Source organism: Pseudomonas frigoris (assembly GCF_047758635.1).
GTDB classification, from domain to species: domain Bacteria; phylum Pseudomonadota; class Gammaproteobacteria; order Pseudomonadales; family Pseudomonadaceae; genus Aquipseudomonas; species Aquipseudomonas frigoris.
Map to the genome: position 1 here is coordinate 4,290,373 of NZ_CP180479.1, position 16,057 is coordinate 4,306,429.

Below are 16,057 nucleotides of genomic sequence, written 5' to 3' on the forward strand. Positions count from 1 at the left end.
GAGGCGATCATGCGTTTTCATCTCAAAGCCGTTGGCAAGGCCGGCGTCGTCTCGATGACCGTCGAGGCGCTCGGCCACAGCGAAGCCCGGTGCATCGTCGAAGACCAGGGCTATCGGGTGATCAGCCTGTACGCCGAGCGTCACTGGCGTGCGCTGCGGGTTCGACAGCGCGAGACCTTCAACCTGGTGCTGTTCAGCCAGGAACTGACGACGCTGCTCAATGCGGGCCTGCCGTTGATCGATGCGCTGGAAAGCCTGGCGGAAAAAGAGAACGCGCCCCAGGCCCGCAAGACCTTGAGCGAACTGGTGCGCCTGCTTTATGAAGGCAAATCGTTCTCCCAGGCACTGGCCCAATTGTCGGCGGTTTTCCCTCCGCTCTACGTAGCGTTGGTGCAGTCCAGCGAGAAGACCGGCGCCGTGGGCGACGCCTTGGGCCGCTATGTCAGCTATCGCCAGCGCATGGACGAGGTTCGGCAAAAAATCGTCAGCGCTTCGATCTACCCCCTGCTGTTGCTGGTGGTGGGCGGTGGCGTGGTGTTGTTTCTGATGGGCTACGTGGTGCCGCGCTTCAGCCTGGTGTTCGAAGGGCTGGGCTCGAACCTGCCGTGGCTGTCGCAGATCCTGATGAGCAGCGGGATGTTCCTGCACACCCATCAGGGTGAATTCTTCGGCGCATTGCTGGCGATCATCGTCGCCCTCACTTTCCTCCAGCGCCAACCGGCCTTTCGTCGGGGCCTGGACCGTGTGATTGAAAAACTCCCGGCGGTCCATCAACGCATTTTCATGTACGAACTGGCACGCTTCTACCGCTCGCTGGGGATTCTGCTGCAAGGCGGGATTCCCCTCGTCACCGCCATGGGCATGGTTCGCGGCCTGCTCACCGTCGCCTCCCGCGCGCGTCTGGACCAGGCCTGCGAACGGGTGCGCGAGGGTCAGTCGCTATCGACCGCGCTGGAACTCAATCACCTCGTGACACCGGTGTCCCTGCGCTTGCTGCGTGCTGGCGAGCAGTCCGGCAACCTCGGGCAAATGATGGAACGCAGCGCCGACTTCTACGACGAAGAAATCAGCCGCTGGATCGAATGGTTCGTGCGGCTGTTCGAACCCTTGCTCATGACCTTCATCGGCCTGCTGATCGGGGTGACCGTGATCCTGATGTACATCCCGATTTTCGAGCTGGCCTCGAGTATTCACTGACCCCTGGACCAGGGCCGAGCTGGACGTTTCAGAACTCATCGACGTGACAACTGAATAAAACCGTACGGTGAGGTGTTTACCCACTGAATCAGGCAGCAAGTTGCATTCATCAACGTTCCAAGCTGAATAAGAAGACGGAGAACGATATGCACATGAAAAAGCTTTTGCTCGCAGTGGCTATTGGCGCAGTTCTGTCGGCATCCACCGTTCTGATACCGGATAGCCTGTCCGGTATGTCGAGTGCTCAAGCCAAAGACGGAGGCAGTGGCGGAAGCGGAGGTGGTGGTGGTGGCGGTAGTGGAGGCGGTGGCGGCAGTGGTGGCGGCGGCGGTGGAAGCGGTGGCGGCAGTGGTGGCGGCGGCGGTGGTGGCGGTGGTGGCGGCGGCGGCGGTGGAAGCGGTGGCGGCGGCAATGGCGGCAGTCACGGTGGAAGCGGCAGTGGCGGCAATAGCGGTAGCGGTCACAGCGGCAGCGACCATGGCTCGGGGCATTCCGGCAACTCAGCCTCATCCTCTTCCGGGCGTAGCGGCACTCACGCCGAACCTGGGGATGATCACGGCGTTCATAACGCGGGGGAAGTCGGCCACAATCGCGGGGTTAATCACGCGGGTGAAATCGGCGACGACCACGGTGTGCATCGCGCGGGCGAAGTGGGCGATGACCACGGCGTACATGTCGGCGGTGAACCGGGTGACGACCATGGTGTGCATGTTGGTGGCGAGCCTGGCGATGACAAAAAGTCCTGACAACCGCTGATGCCCAAACAACACAAATCACTGTAGGAGCCGAGCTTGCTCCGGCTCCTACAATGGATCGTGTTAACCGCCGATAACGTCAGCGACTCGCAACGGAGCGGGACAGCCAGGGCGCGAACAATCGCGTCGCCATCGGCATGAACAGGTACACCACCGACAGCACGATGGTCAGGGTGATCAGGAAGGTGGCAACGATGTAATTGGAGAGGAAAGCGTTGAGCTGCAGCAACGGCCCCCAGATCAGCGGCACCAGCAAAGTGTGCGGCAGAATCACCAACAACGTCACCACGGCCTGCTTCCAGCGCGGCGGTGGCGATCCCGCTTCGGCCTGCGGGGCGAACCAGAATTCATTAACCGGACTGACCTCAGTCTGATCACCGTCCGCCAGCATTGGCGTGGCTTCGTTGACCAGTGCTTGCCGTTGCGGCGAATCGAGCCAGCGCTGCATCGCCTCGGTGGAGCAAAAACGCAGCACGCAGGTGAACATATCCAGGCGCTCTTGCCGCGAATCACGTCCACGCCCAAATGCCCTTCGCTCTGCCCCGCCACACCCACGATGTGTCGAAGCCAGGCTTCGTAAGGCACTTCAAAACCGGCCTTGACCCGGTGTTTGACGATCAGGGTCACGACTTCCTCGAAACGATTGGATTCGGGCATCACGCAAGGCTCCGGTGAAACGGACATTGAGCACCGGCCGTTTCGGCCCGGCGATGAAGAGGCTGCTGAACAGAATCAACAGCAGCAAGCCGAACAGCCCTTCGGCCACGCTGTAGTTAAGCAGCTTCTCCTGGCCATCAGCTTTCTTCCAGGCAAAAAAAACGGCTTCATAAGAGACCGCTCTTCCTTCCCACGACGGTATAGATACGCGCCGGAAAATTCACAGCCGTCGCCAGATTCGCCACCCCATCCATATTCACCCGAAAGAGGATGGACAATTTACTGCCATCCCCGAGTTCCTTCAGGTAATCGCGAGCGGCTTTGCGCACGGCTTCGAAGATGTATGGGCAGGAATGGCCTCATCGCGAGCAAGCTCGCTCCCACACTGAAATGCGGTCCCTTGTGGGAGCGAGCTTGCTCCGGGCGGCGTTCCGACGATGAGGCCCTGAGCATCACCGACTGATCCGGGCCATTCATACGACTGTCGAATTTATCCCCACCTTTCCCCACGCTTCTGTTAAAACCCGAACTTTCCTTTTCATCCTCCGGCCCCCTGCATGTTTTCGAATTTGATGAGCCGCTTGGGCCGACGCTGGCTGCCGCTGCTGTGCATGGCCGTGCTAATTGTCGGCTTGCCGGTGAGCTGCGGCGTACTCAAGTACACAGAGCGCGAGCTGCTGTTTCGTATTGAGCCGGGCAACGCTGGTTGGTATCGCGGTCTGCCGAAGGATGTTCAGGAATTCGACATCAAACCCGCCAGCTTCAAGGCCGGGCAAAGCCTGCATGCCTGGTGGTACGCACAACAACAGCATGAGCCGGGGCGGTACCCAGTATCGCCAGGCACTCGACGGCTTGACGAATACAAAACCAACACAAATGGCCGGGCCGGCGGTGACGCGGATTTTTCGGGAGTCTTGAGATCTATCGGTAACCGCGGGCCTGCAAATCAAACAACTGCGCATAGCGCCCGCCCGCGGCCACCAGACTGTCGTGATCGCCCCGCTCAAGGATCGCTCCATGGTCCAGCACGATGATGTGGTCCGCATTGCGCACGCTGGAAAACCGGTGAGAAATCAGCAACGTCATCCGGCCTTCGGTGTGTTCACTGAAATGCTCGAACACCGCCGCTTCCGCCGCCGGGTCGAGTGCAGAAGTTGGCTCATCCAGAATCAGAATATCGGCGTTGCGCCGCATGTAGGCGCGCGACAACGCGATCTTCTGCCATTGCCCGCCGGACAGCTCCTGCCCCCCGGCGAACCACCGCCCCAATTGCGTCGCATACCCTCGATCCAGCCCCTCGATGAAGGGCGCGGCCATGCCCTCGGCGGCGGCCTCCTGCCAGCGCTGTTCATCGTTGAACGCCAGGGTGTCACCGACGCCGATGTTCTCGCCGACGGAGAATTGGTAGCGGATGTAGTCCTGAAAAATCACCCCGATGCGCCGCCGCAGCGCGTCTTCTTCCCATGCTTGCAGATCGCTGCCGTCCAGCAGGATGCGGCCCTGATCAGGACGGTATAGCCGCGTCAGTAATTTGATCAGCGTGGTCTTGCCCGAACCGTTCTCCCCCACCAGCGCCACACTGTGGCCAGGCACAAGGTGAAGATCGATGCCTTCCAGCGCGGCGCGACTTGCACCCGGATAACGGAAACCGACGTTCTCGAAACGCAGGCCATCGCCGGGCACGGCGCCCACGGTGAGGATGCCGGTATCCGCCACAACAGGCTCGGCCAGGTATTCATAAAGACTGGAGAGGTAAAGGCCATCTTCGTAGAGACCGCTGATGGCGCTCAAGCTGCTGCTCACCGCCGTCTGTCCCTGCTTGAACAACACCAGGTACATGGTCATCTGCCCGAGGCTGATGTTGCCATGGACGGTATCGACCACCACCCAGGCATACGCCAGATAAAACGCGCCGGTGCCCAGCAGTCCGAGGATAAATCCCCAGCCATCCCGACGTAGCGTCAGGCGCCGGTCTTCGGCATAGAGCCGCGCGAACGTATCGCGATAACGCTTCAATAGCAGCGGCGCGAAGCCGAACAGTTTGACCTCTTTGATGTAGCCCTCGTGAGAGAGCAGCGTCTCGATGTAGTTTTGCTGCCGGCTCTCCGGTGCGCGGCGGGTGAACAATCGAAAGGCATCCCCGGAGAAATGCGCTTCGGCGAAGAACACCGGCAACGCGCCGACCACCAGTAGTACCAGCGCCCAAGGCGAAAAATGCACCAGCAACACGCCGAAGCTGATCAACACGATCAGATTCTGGATCAACCCCAACGACTTCATCACCAGCGCCAACGGCCGGGTCGAAGCTTCACGGCGTACCCGAACCAACTTGTCGTAGAACTCGGAGTTCTCGAACTGCACCAGCGATAACGTCTGGGCCTTCTCCAGAATCATCGTATTGACCTTCTGCCCCAACTGCACCCGCAATAGCGATTGCTGGACCGACAGCGCACGCTGAGTCCCGGACAGCAACGCAAGCACGCCCGCTTCAAACAGCACATAACGCACGACCGGCCACAACGGCGCACTGCCCTGTTGCGCGTGCAACTGCATGGCGGTGACGACCGCATCGACGATACGTTGGCCTAACCACGCGGCCAGTGCAGGAAGTACGCCGGCGATCAGCGTAGCCAGTACCAATCCCAGAAACAGTCCGCGAGACGTTGCCCAGACCAGCAGCAAGGCGCGTCTCGCCTGGTCGAGTAATGATGTGAAACGATCAAGAACAGGGTTCACTCCGTGAGCTCCCCCTGATACCTCGCCCGATACCGTCCCGGACTTTCTCCCGTCCACTTCTTGAACGCCCGATGGAACGCACTCGGTTCCTGAAAGCCAAGCTGCTCGGCAATGTCACTGATGCTCGCTCGGCTCTGGCGCAGCTGTTCGAAGGCAACGGCACGCCGCACCTCGTCCTTGATCTCCTGATACGAACACCCTTCCCGTTCGAGCTTACGGCGGAAGGTGCTGGGGCTCAGGTGCTGTTCCAGGGCGAAGGCCTGCAAGGTCGGCCATTGGCTGTAATGGCTGTTACGCAGGCGCTGGTGGACCTGCGACGCCAGGCCGTGCTGATTGCGAAAACGGATCACCAGCCATTGCGGCGCGGTGCGCAAAAATACTTTCAGGGATGCCAGATCCTGAACCACCGGCAGGCGCAGGTAGTGGCTGGCGAATTCGATTTCGGTACGCTCGGCACCAAAGGTCAGGTTCGGTCCCCAGAGCAAACGGTCATCGCTGAGCGACACACGCTGATGGCGAAAGTCTGCGCGGTCGATGGGGATGCGCCGGCCACCCAGCCAGCAGAGCAGACTGATCATCAACACCAGAAACGTCTCCTCGCCCAAACGACTGACGTCGCTGTTTGGCGAGTGGTTCTGCAGGCTGATCACCGCACGTTTTCCGCGCACCGTCAGCGTGCCGCGAAAGTCGTGGAGGAATAGCGCGAAATTGGCCAGGCACTGGCGCATGGCTTTGTGCAGGTCTGGTTCCTGAATCAATGCCCGGCAGATCAGGGCGAAACCGCCCGGCGGCATGCCATGGGAGTCGAGCCCGAAGAACTCATCGTTGAGCTCGCGGATCTGAATCAACCACAACGCGGCAAACGCACTCGCCGGTACACGCGCGGTGGGCTGCTCCATCAACGCCGGATCAATGCCGGCCTGTTCAAGCGCAGCCCTCTGACGTTGCGGATTGTCTCCCAGCCCATGGATCATTGCCTGCACGAAGTAGGCGGAAACCGAGTCCTTTTCCCGCATGTGAACGCTTCTCTCCCCATCACCCGAATGGCAAAAAACACCAGTGCCGTTGAACAGTTTCGGCATAGGACAACCGCCCTGCCGGCTCTAGACTCGCGGCCAATAGTACGCCTTCGGCCACTACGGCGGCCAAGGTATCGCGGGATTTGATCGGAAGGACAGAACATGAATCTGCAAAACATTGGCGTGATCGGCGCGGGCACTATGGGCAATGGCATTGCGCAAGTCTGCGCCTTGGCCGGTTTTAACGTGACCTTGCTCGACGTCTCCGAGAGCGCCCTGCAAAAGGCCGTTGCGACCGTCGAAAAAAACCTCGATCGGCAGGTTGCCAAGGAAACGCTGACGCAAGAGCAAAAACTCGCCGCCCTCGACAAGATCCGTACCAGCACCGATTACAGCAGCCTGCTGAACGTGCAACTGGTGATCGAAGCCGCGACCGAAAACCTCGAGCTGAAACTGCGCGTGCTGCAACAGATCGCCGCGCAGGTCAGCAACGATTGCGTGATTGCCTCCAACACGTCTTCGCTGTCCATTACCCAGCTCGCTGCCAGTGTCAGCCAACCTGAGCGCTTCATCGGCCTGCACTTCTTCAACCCGGTGCCGGTGATGGGCCTGATCGAGGTGATTCGCGGTTTGCAAACCAGCGACGCCACCCACGCCCTGGCGCTGGACATGGCGACCACTCTCGGCAAAACCGCGATCACCGCGGGCAACCGTCCGGGTTTCGTGGTCAACCGGATTCTGGTGCCAATGATCAACGAAGCGATCCTGGTGTTTCAGGAAGGCCTGGCCAGCGCCGAAGATATCGACGCCGGCATGCGCCTGGGCTGCAATCAGCCAATCGGGCCGTTGGCGTTGGCGGACCTGATCGGCCTGGACACCGTGCTGGCGATCCTCGAAGCCTTCTACGAGGGCTTCAACGATAGCAAGTACCGCCCTGCTCCACTGCTCAAGGAAATGGTCGCCGCCGGTTACCTGGGGCGCAAAACGGGGCGTGGCTTCCATGCCTATGCCTGAGCGTTGCTCGCGCTTTGCCGAGTACCGGGACAAGGTGCTGGAGCTGTTCGCCTGCAAAGGTTTCGGACAGGTCGGCATGCGTGAGCTCGCGACCTGCCTGGGGCTCGCTCCCGGCTCGTTGTATCACCATTACCCCAGCAAACAGCACTTGCTGCTCGACCTGATCGAAGAGTTCTACGAAGAGTTGCTGGCAACCTTGGGGCGGATCGAGCAAAAGGCGCCGGCAAAACGTGACAAACTCCATGCCCTGATCCGAGCGCATTTGAACCTGCATCAGGAGATGCCCTGGCATTTTCGTCTGGCAGAGCGTGACAGCGGCTGCCTGAATGAAGAGCAACAGGAACGGGTTCGGCAGCTGCGCGAGCAATACGAGCGCAAATTGTTGCTGATGCTCGGGGCCCGGTCCCGCTTCAGTGAACAGGGTCTGCTGGCCGCCGGACATGCAATCGCAAACTTACTCAACAGCGCACCCGGCTGGTTGGCGCAACATTCGCTGGATGAGCGAGAGCGCGTTGAGCTGTTGGAGAGTCTGGTGAGTGGAGCCATCGAACGTTTGCTACGCCCCTCGGTTCCACGCGCAGCAGCTTGAGGACCCAGGACGATATCCCCGTGACCGTGGATTGACACAGGCGCCGGAAGCCATAAGCCACGCCGCTTCAATAGAAAAAACATCTAAACGATTCCTGCCAATCACGACATCTAACGCTTTGCTAAAGGGAGCCCAATCACTGCGGAGCCTGAGGTGAATAAGGCCTCTCTTCGCCTCTTCGTTACCGGGAGCAAAGCATGAAAATCAATCCCTACCTGATCTTCAACGGCGACTGCAAAGCCGCCTTCACCTTCTATGCCCAAAGCCTGCCAGGCCAGATCGAAGTCATGATGACCTTCGGCGAAAGCCCCGCGCGCGAGCACTTTCCGGCGGACTACCACAACCTGATCATCCACACCCGCCTGCTGGTGGGCGATCAGGCGATCATGGGCTCGGACACAACACCTGATCGCCCCGCTGACGAAATGAGCGGCTGTTCGGTTTCACTGAATGTCGACAGCATTGCGGAGGCTGAACGGGTGTTTTCTGCGTTGTCGGACGGCGGCAAGGTTGAAATGCCACTGGAAACCACGTTCTGGGCGGCTCGCTTCGGCATGTTGGTTGATCGGTTTGGTGTGTCGTGGATGGTGAATTGCGAAAAGGATCAATGAAACTCAACTTCCTCAAGGCATGAAAAAGCCCAAACTGAAAAGGTTGGGCTTCTGGCAACTGCCGGACCGTCTGCTACCGTCAACACGCTACCTCGTACAGCAGCGGATTGTTCGGAGGAACCTTACTATGCCTGCCAATGACGTGCCTTGGTCCACTCGTTTCAAACTGTCACTGCTGGCTGGAGGGCTCACCGCCACTCTGCTCGCGCTGAGTGGGTGCGCCACCGTCGATGCCCAGACCACCGCCTATGTGGGCGTGGAGCATCCCGCGCCGACGCTCGCCAGCGAAGTCGTGGTGCTGCGCACAGAGCCCCTGCGCCCTCACGTCCGATTGGGTGAGGTGCTCATCGATGCGAGCGTCGAGCCTGCTCCTCCCATCACTCAGGTAGAAGAAAAACTACGCGAAGAGTCCGCCAAGCTCGGCGGCGATGCCGTGGTGGTGGTCTACGACCATATCCAACCGGTGGGCGCCTATGTCAACGGTCCACTGTGGGCTCGCGACGTAAAAACCATCGAAGGTCGGAAACTCAAAGGGATTGTGATCAAGTACCGGTAATGTCCGTTCGCACTTTCCTGCGGACAAAACAAAACCCCTACCTGCATACGCAGATAGGGGTTTCGGAATTTAATCTTGACGATGACCTACTCTCACATGGGGAAACCCCACACTACCATCGGCGATGCATCGTTTCACTGCTGAGTTCGGGATGGGATCAGGTGGTTCCAATGCTCTATGGTCGTCAAGAAATTCGGTAGCCAGGTCGTGGGCCTTTGCAGGTTCACGCTCCAGCGAATGGGTATGCGATAGTTGGGTGTTTTGTGAGTATCTCGAACTTTCGGTTCGTTTCGTCTTCACACACCGCAATCTGGTGCTCTTTCGCTTTTTAGCTCGAAGCATGCAAATTGCTTGGGTGTTATATGGTCAAGCCTCACGGGCAATTAGTATTGGTTAGCTCAACGCCTCACAGCGCTTACACACCCAACCTATCAACGTCGTAGTCTTCGACGGCCCTTCAGGGGACTCAAGGTCCCAGTGAGATCTCATCTTGAGGCTAGTTTCCCGCTTAGATGCTTTCAGCGGTTATCTATTCCGAACATAGCTACCCGGCAATGCCACTGGCGTGACAACCGGAACACCAGAGGTTCGTCCACTCCGGTCCTCTCGTACTAGGAGCAGCCCCTCTCAAATCTCAAACGTCCACGGCAGATAGGGACCGAACTGTCTCACGACGTTCTAAACCCAGCTCGCGTACCACTTTAAATGGCGAACAGCCATACCCTTGGGACCGGCTTCAGCCCCAGGATGTGATGAGCCGACATCGAGGTGCCAAACACCGCCGTCGATATGAACTCTTGGGCGGTATCAGCCTGTTATCCCCGGAGTACCTTTTATCCGTTGAGCGATGGCCCTTCCATACAGAACCACCGGATCACTAAGACCTACTTTCGTACCTGCTCGACGTGTCTGTCTCGCAGTCAAGCGCGCTTTTGCCTTTATACTCTACGACCGATTTCCGACCGGTCTGAGCGCACCTTCGTACTCCTCCGTTACTCTTTAGGAGGAGACCGCCCCAGTCAAACTACCCACCATACACTGTCCTCGATCCGGATAACGGACCTGAGTTAGAACCTCAAAGTTGCCAGGGTGGTATTTCAAGGTTGGCTCCACGCGAACTGGCGTCCACGCTTCAAAGCCTCCCACCTATCCTACACAAGCAAATTCAAAGTCCAGTGCAAAGCTATAGTAAAGGTTCACGGGGTCTTTCCGTCTAGCCGCGGATACACTGCATCTTCACAGCGATTTCAATTTCACTGAGTCTCGGGTGGAGACAGCGCCGCCATCGTTACGCCATTCGTGCAGGTCGGAACTTACCCGACAAGGAATTTCGCTACCTTAGGACCGTTATAGTTACGGCCGCCGTTTACCGGGGCTTCGATCAAGAGCTTCGCGTTAGCTAACCCCATCAATTAACCTTCCGGCACCGGGCAGGCGTCACACCCTATACGTCCACTTTCGTGTTTGCAGAGTGCTGTGTTTTTAATAAACAGTCGCAGCGGCCTGGTATCTTCGACCGGCATGGGCTTACGCAGTAAATGCTTCACCCTCACCGGCGCACCTTCTCCCGAAGTTACGGTGCCATTTTGCCTAGTTCCTTCACCCGAGTTCTCTCAAGCGCCTTGGTATTCTCTACCCAACCACCTGTGTCGGTTTGGGGTACGGTTCCTGGTTACCTGAAGCTTAGAAGCTTTTCTTGGAAGCATGGCATCAACCACTTCGTCACCCAAAGGGTAACTCGTCATCAGCTCTCGGCCTTAGAATCCCGGATTTACCTAAGATTCCAGCCTACCACCTTAAACTTGGACAACCAACGCCAAGCTGGCCTAGCCTTCTCCGTCCCTCCATCGCAATAACCAGAAGTACAGGAATATTAACCTGTTTTCCATCGACTACGCTTTTCAGCCTCGCCTTAGGGACCGACTAACCCTGCGTCGATTAACGTTGCGCAGGAAACCTTGGTCTTTCGGCGTGGGTGTTTTTCACACCCATTGTCGTTACTCATGTCAGCATTCGCACTTCTGATACCTCCAGCAAGCTTCTCAACTCACCTTCACAGGCTTACAGAACGCTCCTCTACCGCATCACCTAAGTGATACCCGTAGCTTCGGTGTATGGTTTGAGCCCCGTTACATCTTCCGCGCAGGCCGACTCGACTAGTGAGCTATTACGCTTTCTTTAAAGGGTGGCTGCTTCTAAGCCAACCTCCTAGCTGTCTAAGCCTTCCCACATCGTTTCCCACTTAACCATAACTTTGGGACCTTAGCTGACGGTCTGGGTTGTTTCCCTTTTCACGACGGACGTTAGCACCCGCCGTGTGTCTCCCATGCTCGGCACTTGTAGGTATTCGGAGTTTGCATCGGTTTGGTAAGTCGGGATGACCCCCTAGCCGAAACAGTGCTCTACCCCCTACAGTGATACATGAGGCGCTACCTAAATAGCTTTCGAGGAGAACCAGCTATCTCCGAGCTTGATTAGCCTTTCACTCCGATCCACAGGTCATCCGCTAACTTTTCAACGGTAGTCGGTTCGGTCCTCCAGTTAGTGTTACCCAACCTTCAACCTGCCCATGGATAGATCGCCCGGTTTCGGGTCTATTCCCAGCGACTAGACGCCCTATTAAGACTCGCTTTCGCTACGCCTCCCCTATTCGGTTAAGCTCGCCACTGAAAATAAGTCGCTGACCCATTATACAAAAGGTACGCAGTCACCCAACAAAGTGGGCTCCCACTGCTTGTACGCATACGGTTTCAGGATCTATTTCACTCCCCTCTCCGGGGTTCTTTTCGCCTTTCCCTCACGGTACTAGTTCACTATCGGTCAGTCAGTAGTATTTAGCCTTGGAGGATGGTCCCCCCATATTCAGACAAAGTTTCTCGTGCTCCGTCCTACTCGATTTCATGACCAAGAGATTTTCGCGTACAGGGCTATCACCCACTATGGCCGCACTTTCCAGAGCGTTCCGCTAATCTCAAAGCCACTTAAGGGCTAGTCCCCGTTCGCTCGCCACTACTAAGGGAATCTCGGTTGATTTCTTTTCCTCAGGGTACTTAGATGTTTCAGTTCCCCTGGTTCGCCTCTTAAGCCTATGTATTCAGCTTAAGATAACCATCTTATGATGGCTGGGTTCCCCCATTCAGACATCTCCGGATCAAAGTCTGTTTGCCGACTCCCCGAAGCTTTTCGCAGGCTACCACGTCTTTCATCGCCTCTGACTGCCAAGGCATCCACCGTATGCGCTTCTTCACTTGACCATATAACCCCAAGCAATCTGGTTATACTGTGAAGACGACATTCGCCGAAAATTCGATTCTTGCTCATAAAGAGCAACTCACAAATTTTACCTTAGCCTGATCCGCTACCAGTGAAAGTAACGTCCAGTCTATCTTTCTATCACATACCCAAATTTTTAAAGAACGATCTAATCCAAAGACTAGAAATCAACATTCACCATCGTCACGATGGAATGCTCATTTCTAAGCTTTCAACAAACAGAAGCAGTAGTGGTGGAGCCAAACGGGATCGAACCGTTGACCTCCTGCGTGCAAGGCAGGCGCTCTCCCAGCTGAGCTATGGCCCCGTATTTCTACAGGTTCCCACACAAAATTGGTGGGTCTGGGCAGATTCGAACTGCCGACCTCACCCTTATCAGGGGTGCGCTCTAACCAACTGAGCTACAGACCCAATTTCGAGCTTTAAGGCCGACCTCACCCTGCTCCTTACCACAGAGCATGGGGTGCGCTCCAACCAACTAAGCTACAACCTGTTAGGGCTGCTTCTTATCGTCTTCTTCAATGAATCAAGCAATTCGTGTGGGAACTTATGGAGCAGCTGATGTCGTCGATTAAGGAGGTGATCCAGCCGCAGGTTCCCCTACGGCTACCTTGTTACGACTTCACCCCAGTCATGAATCACACCGTGGTAACCGTCCTCCCGAAGGTTAGACTAGCTACTTCTGGTGCAACCCACTCCCATGGTGTGACGGGCGGTGTGTACAAGGCCCGGGAACGTATTCACCGCGACATTCTGATTCGCGATTACTAGCGATTCCGACTTCACGCAGTCGAGTTGCAGACTGCGATCCGGACTACGATCGGTTTTCTGGGATTAGCTCCACCTCGCGGCTTGGCAACCCTCTGTACCGACCATTGTAGCACGTGTGTAGCCCAGGCCGTAAGGGCCATGATGACTTGACGTCATCCCCACCTTCCTCCGGTTTGTCACCGGCAGTCTCCTTAGAGTGCCCACCATTACGTGCTGGTAACTAAGGACAAGGGTTGCGCTCGTTACGGGACTTAACCCAACATCTCACGACACGAGCTGACGACAGCCATGCAGCACCTGTCTCAATGTTCCCGAAGGCACCAATCCATCTCTGGAAAGTTCATTGGATGTCAAGGCCTGGTAAGGTTCTTCGCGTTGCTTCGAATTAAACCACATGCTCCACCGCTTGTGCGGGCCCCCGTCAATTCATTTGAGTTTTAACCTTGCGGCCGTACTCCCCAGGCGGTCAACTTAATGCGTTAGCTGCGCCACTAAGAGCTCAAGGCTCCCAACGGCTAGTTGACATCGTTTACGGCGTGGACTACCAGGGTATCTAATCCTGTTTGCTCCCCACGCTTTCGCACCTCAGTGTCAGTATCAGTCCAGGTGGTCGCCTTCGCCACTGGTGTTCCTTCCTATATCTACGCATTTCACCGCTACACAGGAAATTCCACCACCCTCTACCATACTCTAGCTTGTCAGTTTTGAATGCAGTTCCCAGGTTGAGCCCGGGGATTTCACATCCAACTTAACAAACCACCTACGCGCGCTTTACGCCCAGTAATTCCGATTAACGCTTGCACCCTCTGTATTACCGCGGCTGCTGGCACAGAGTTAGCCGGTGCTTATTCTGTCGGTAACGTCAAAACACTTACGTATTAGGTAAATGCCCTTCCTCCCAACTTAAAGTGCTTTACAATCCGAAGACCTTCTTCACACACGCGGCATGGCTGGATCAGGCTTTCGCCCATTGTCCAATATTCCCCACTGCTGCCTCCCGTAGGAGTCTGGACCGTGTCTCAGTTCCAGTGTGACTGATCATCCTCTCAGACCAGTTACGGATCGTCGCCTTGGTGAGCCATTACCTCACCAACTAGCTAATCCGACCTAGGCTCATCTGATAGCGCAAGGCCCGAAGGTCCCCTGCTTTCTCCCGTAGGACGTATGCGGTATTAGCGTCCGTTTCCGAGCGTTATCCCCCACTACCAGGCAGATTCCTAGGCATTACTCACCCGTCCGCCGCTCGCCACCAGGTACAAGTACCCGTGCTGCCGCTCGACTTGCATGTGTTAGGCCTGCCGCCAGCGTTCAATCTGAGCCATGATCAAACTCTTCAGTTCAAACATCTTTGGGTTTTTAAGAAACCCTAAACTTGGCTCAGCAATCGTTGGTTACATCTTTGATTTCTCGCGGAGTAACTTGTGATGCTGATAATCTTGTTGACTATCAGTCTGACTCCACAAGCACCCACACGAATTGCTTGATTCAGTTGTTAAAGAGCGGTTGGTTAAGATCTTTCGTCTCAACCGAGGCGCGCATTCTACAGCAGCCTCTGTTGCTGTCAAGCGGTTATTTTTCGAAGTTTTCAAAGTTTCCTTTGCAACTTCAACCACTTGCGCTTGCGATCTCTCGTTAGCGGGAGGCGAATTCTACAGCGTTACTCGCTGCTGTCAACACCTCTTTTACACCGCTGTCGACCGAGAAGATCGAATCGTCAAAAGAGCCAAACAACCCCGCTCTTTCAACTCCTTCTGGGCTTCGATGACCTGAAGCAACTCGCTATCGAAAACTGCGTAACTCATTGTTTTTCAAGGAGTTTTCCGTTTCGACTGCGCCGGAAGTGGGGCGAATTATAGACTTCCAGAATCTGCCGTCAACCCTTAATTGAGCTTTTCTATCAAACACTTGCTGGACGCCGGAAAACAGCCCGTTTCCACTCTATATAGAAGAGCAAAGCGAATCCTTCTATATAGAGGGATTCGCGGCCCAATCAGCTGCCGTACACTTTCGCCGCCGGCACCGCCCGGGCCATCAATTGCTCTACCGCCTGACCCACCTCGCCCACCGCCCAACGCCCTTGCCTGTCCAGTTCCGGACCTCTACGCCAGCCGTCGGCAATCGACAACTTGCCGCCCTCGACTTCGAACATCTGCCCGTTCACCGCACTGGAGGCTTGCGAGCCGAGCCAGACCACCAGCGGCGCAACGTTTTCCGGAGCGAAGTAGTCGAAGCCCTCTTCAGGTTTTTTCATGGTATCGGCGAACACCTGCTCGGTCATTCCGGTGCGCGCGGCCGGGGCCAGGGCGTTGACGGTTATGCCATAGCGACCCAGTTCGGCCGCCTGCACGAGCGTCAACGCAGCGATACCAGCCTTGGCAGCGGCATAGTTGGATTGACCGATGGAGCCCTGCAAACCGGCCCCGGAACTGGTATTGATGATCCGCGCACTCAGCTGCGCACCTCCCTTGGCCTGTTCGCGCCAGTAACGTGCGGCGTGGCTGGCGATACAGAAGTGGCCTTTGAGGTGCACGGCCACCACTGCATCCCAGTCGGCTTCGGTGAGGCTGGCGAACATGCGGTCGCGACAGATGCCGGCGTTGTTGACCACCACGTCCAGGCCGCCGAAGGTTTCGATGGCGTGGCGCACGATCAACGCCGCATCGTCGTAGCGGGTGATGTCGTTGCTGTTGGCCACGGCGCTTCCACCGTGCGCGAGAATTTCGCCGACCACGGCCAGCGCCGCTTCACGATTGATATCGTTGACCACCACTTTAGCGCCCTCGGCGGCGAAGGCCAGCGCGTAGGCCCGACCCAGACCACCGCCGGCACCGGTGATGATCACTACGCGGTTCTCACAGATTTTCATGTTCCTGCTCCCT

Annotated in this window: 9 protein-coding genes, 2 tRNA genes, 3 rRNA genes and 2 pseudogenes; 7 read left to right on the top strand and 9 right to left on the bottom strand. The window is 57.0% G+C overall.

Annotation, left to right across the window (positions count from 1 at the left end):
* Positions 1-9: 9 nt before the first annotated feature.
* Both ACMXYH_RS19695 and ACMXYH_RS19700 read left to right on the top strand, forming a co-directional pair.
* The gene (locus tag ACMXYH_RS19695) at positions 10-1,197 is read left to right on the top strand and encodes a type II secretion system F family protein (RefSeq protein WP_415764569.1); all 1,188 of its coding nucleotides are present in this window, start codon (positions 10-12) and stop codon (positions 1,195-1,197) included.
* A gap of 146 nt (positions 1,198-1,343) precedes the next feature.
* Positions 1,344-1,943 carry a hypothetical protein gene (locus ACMXYH_RS19700; RefSeq protein WP_415764570.1) on the top strand — a complete coding sequence of 200 codons (600 nt, stop codon included), beginning with the start codon at positions 1,344-1,346 and terminating at the stop codon, positions 1,941-1,943.
* 88 nt (positions 1,944-2,031) lie between these two features.
* Here the strand turns inward: ACMXYH_RS19700 and ACMXYH_RS19705 are convergent.
* Positions 2,032-2,609: pseudogene (locus ACMXYH_RS19705) on the bottom strand (antibiotic biosynthesis monooxygenase).
* Between the two features lie 557 nt (positions 2,610-3,166).
* Between ACMXYH_RS19705 and ACMXYH_RS19710 the strand changes: the two are divergent.
* Positions 3,167-3,407 (top strand): annotated as a pseudogene (locus ACMXYH_RS19710) (alpha/beta hydrolase); the annotation flags it as partial.
* Between the two features lie 123 nt (positions 3,408-3,530).
* On the opposite strand, the gene ACMXYH_RS19715 reads toward ACMXYH_RS19710, so the two are convergent.
* On the bottom strand, positions 3,531-5,345 hold the full coding sequence (locus ACMXYH_RS19715) for an ABC transporter ATP-binding protein (protein WP_415764571.1): 1,815 nt from the start codon (positions 5,343-5,345) through the stop codon (positions 3,531-3,533).
* The gene (locus ACMXYH_RS19720; protein WP_415764572.1) at positions 5,342-6,361 is read right to left on the bottom strand and encodes an AraC family transcriptional regulator; all 1,020 of its coding nucleotides are present in this window, start codon (positions 6,359-6,361) and stop codon (positions 5,342-5,344) included. Before ACMXYH_RS19720 ends, ACMXYH_RS19715 begins: the two co-directional genes overlap by 4 nt.
* A gap of 165 nt (positions 6,362-6,526) precedes the next feature.
* Here ACMXYH_RS19720 and ACMXYH_RS19725 point away from each other — a divergent pair, with 165 nt between their 5' ends.
* The 4 genes from ACMXYH_RS19725 to ACMXYH_RS19740 all read left to right on the top strand — a co-directional run bounded on the left by ACMXYH_RS19725 (position 6,527) and on the right by ACMXYH_RS19740 (position 9,134).
* The gene (locus tag ACMXYH_RS19725; RefSeq protein ID WP_415764573.1) at positions 6,527-7,378 is read left to right on the top strand and encodes a 3-hydroxybutyryl-CoA dehydrogenase; all 852 of its coding nucleotides are present in this window, start codon (positions 6,527-6,529) and stop codon (positions 7,376-7,378) included.
* Positions 7,365-7,967 (top strand): TetR/AcrR family transcriptional regulator, encoded by a 603-nt coding sequence (locus ACMXYH_RS19730; RefSeq protein ID WP_256657584.1) that lies wholly within the window; start codon positions 7,365-7,367, stop codon positions 7,965-7,967. Before ACMXYH_RS19725 ends, ACMXYH_RS19730 begins: the two co-directional genes overlap by 14 nt.
* Positions 7,968-8,164: 197 nt before the next feature.
* Positions 8,165-8,578, top strand: coding sequence for a VOC family protein (locus ACMXYH_RS19735; RefSeq protein WP_415764574.1), 414 nt, complete (start codon positions 8,165-8,167; stop codon positions 8,576-8,578).
* Positions 8,579-8,705: 127 nt separating this feature from the next.
* The gene (locus ACMXYH_RS19740; RefSeq protein ID WP_415764575.1) at positions 8,706-9,134 is read left to right on the top strand and encodes a hypothetical protein; all 429 of its coding nucleotides are present in this window, start codon (positions 8,706-8,708) and stop codon (positions 9,132-9,134) included.
* A gap of 73 nt (positions 9,135-9,207) precedes the next feature.
* Here ACMXYH_RS19740 and rrf read toward each other — a convergent pair.
* The 6 genes from rrf to ACMXYH_RS19770 form a co-directional block, all read right to left on the bottom strand.
* Positions 9,208-9,323: ribosomal RNA gene (gene rrf, locus ACMXYH_RS19745) — 5S ribosomal RNA — on the bottom strand.
* Between the two features lie 173 nt (positions 9,324-9,496).
* Positions 9,497-12,388: ribosomal RNA gene (locus ACMXYH_RS19750) — 23S ribosomal RNA — on the bottom strand.
* Positions 12,389-12,638: 250 nt separating this feature from the next.
* Positions 12,639-12,714 (bottom strand) — tRNA-Ala (locus tag ACMXYH_RS19755).
* 27 nt (positions 12,715-12,741) lie between these two features.
* A tRNA-Ile gene (locus ACMXYH_RS19760) sits at positions 12,742-12,818 on the bottom strand.
* Between the two features lie 161 nt (positions 12,819-12,979).
* Positions 12,980-14,518 (bottom strand): 16S ribosomal RNA (locus ACMXYH_RS19765).
* The 16S, 23S and 5S rRNA genes sit together here with 2 tRNA genes alongside, the layout of an rRNA operon.
* Positions 14,519-15,168: 650 nt before the next feature.
* Complete coding sequence (locus ACMXYH_RS19770; RefSeq protein ID WP_415764576.1) at positions 15,169-16,044, bottom strand: SDR family oxidoreductase; 876 nt, start codon at positions 16,042-16,044, stop codon at positions 15,169-15,171.
* Between the last annotated feature and the right edge of the window lie 13 nt (positions 16,045-16,057).

Bases quoted from the DNA above. Each gene is read 5' to 3' on its own strand.
- ACMXYH_RS19695 (WP_415764569.1), top strand. From the start codon at position 10: ATGCGTTTTCATCTCAAAGCCGTTGGCAAGGCCGGCGTCGTCTCGATG.
- ACMXYH_RS19700 (WP_415764570.1), top strand. From the start codon at position 1,344: ATGCACATGAAAAAGCTTTTGCTCGCAGTGGCTATTGGCGCAGTTCTG.
- ACMXYH_RS19720 (WP_415764572.1), bottom strand. From the start codon at position 6,361: ATGCGGGAAAAGGACTCGGTTTCCGCCTACTTCGTGCAGGCAATGATC.
- ACMXYH_RS19725 (WP_415764573.1), top strand. From the start codon at position 6,527: ATGAATCTGCAAAACATTGGCGTGATCGGCGCGGGCACTATGGGCAAT.
- ACMXYH_RS19730 (WP_256657584.1), top strand. From the start codon at position 7,365: ATGCCTATGCCTGAGCGTTGCTCGCGCTTTGCCGAGTACCGGGACAAG.
- ACMXYH_RS19735 (WP_415764574.1), top strand. From the start codon at position 8,165: ATGAAAATCAATCCCTACCTGATCTTCAACGGCGACTGCAAAGCCGCC.
- ACMXYH_RS19740 (WP_415764575.1), top strand. From the start codon at position 8,706: ATGCCTGCCAATGACGTGCCTTGGTCCACTCGTTTCAAACTGTCACTG.
- ACMXYH_RS19770 (WP_415764576.1), bottom strand. From the start codon at position 16,044: ATGAAAATCTGTGAGAACCGCGTAGTGATCATCACCGGTGCCGGCGGT.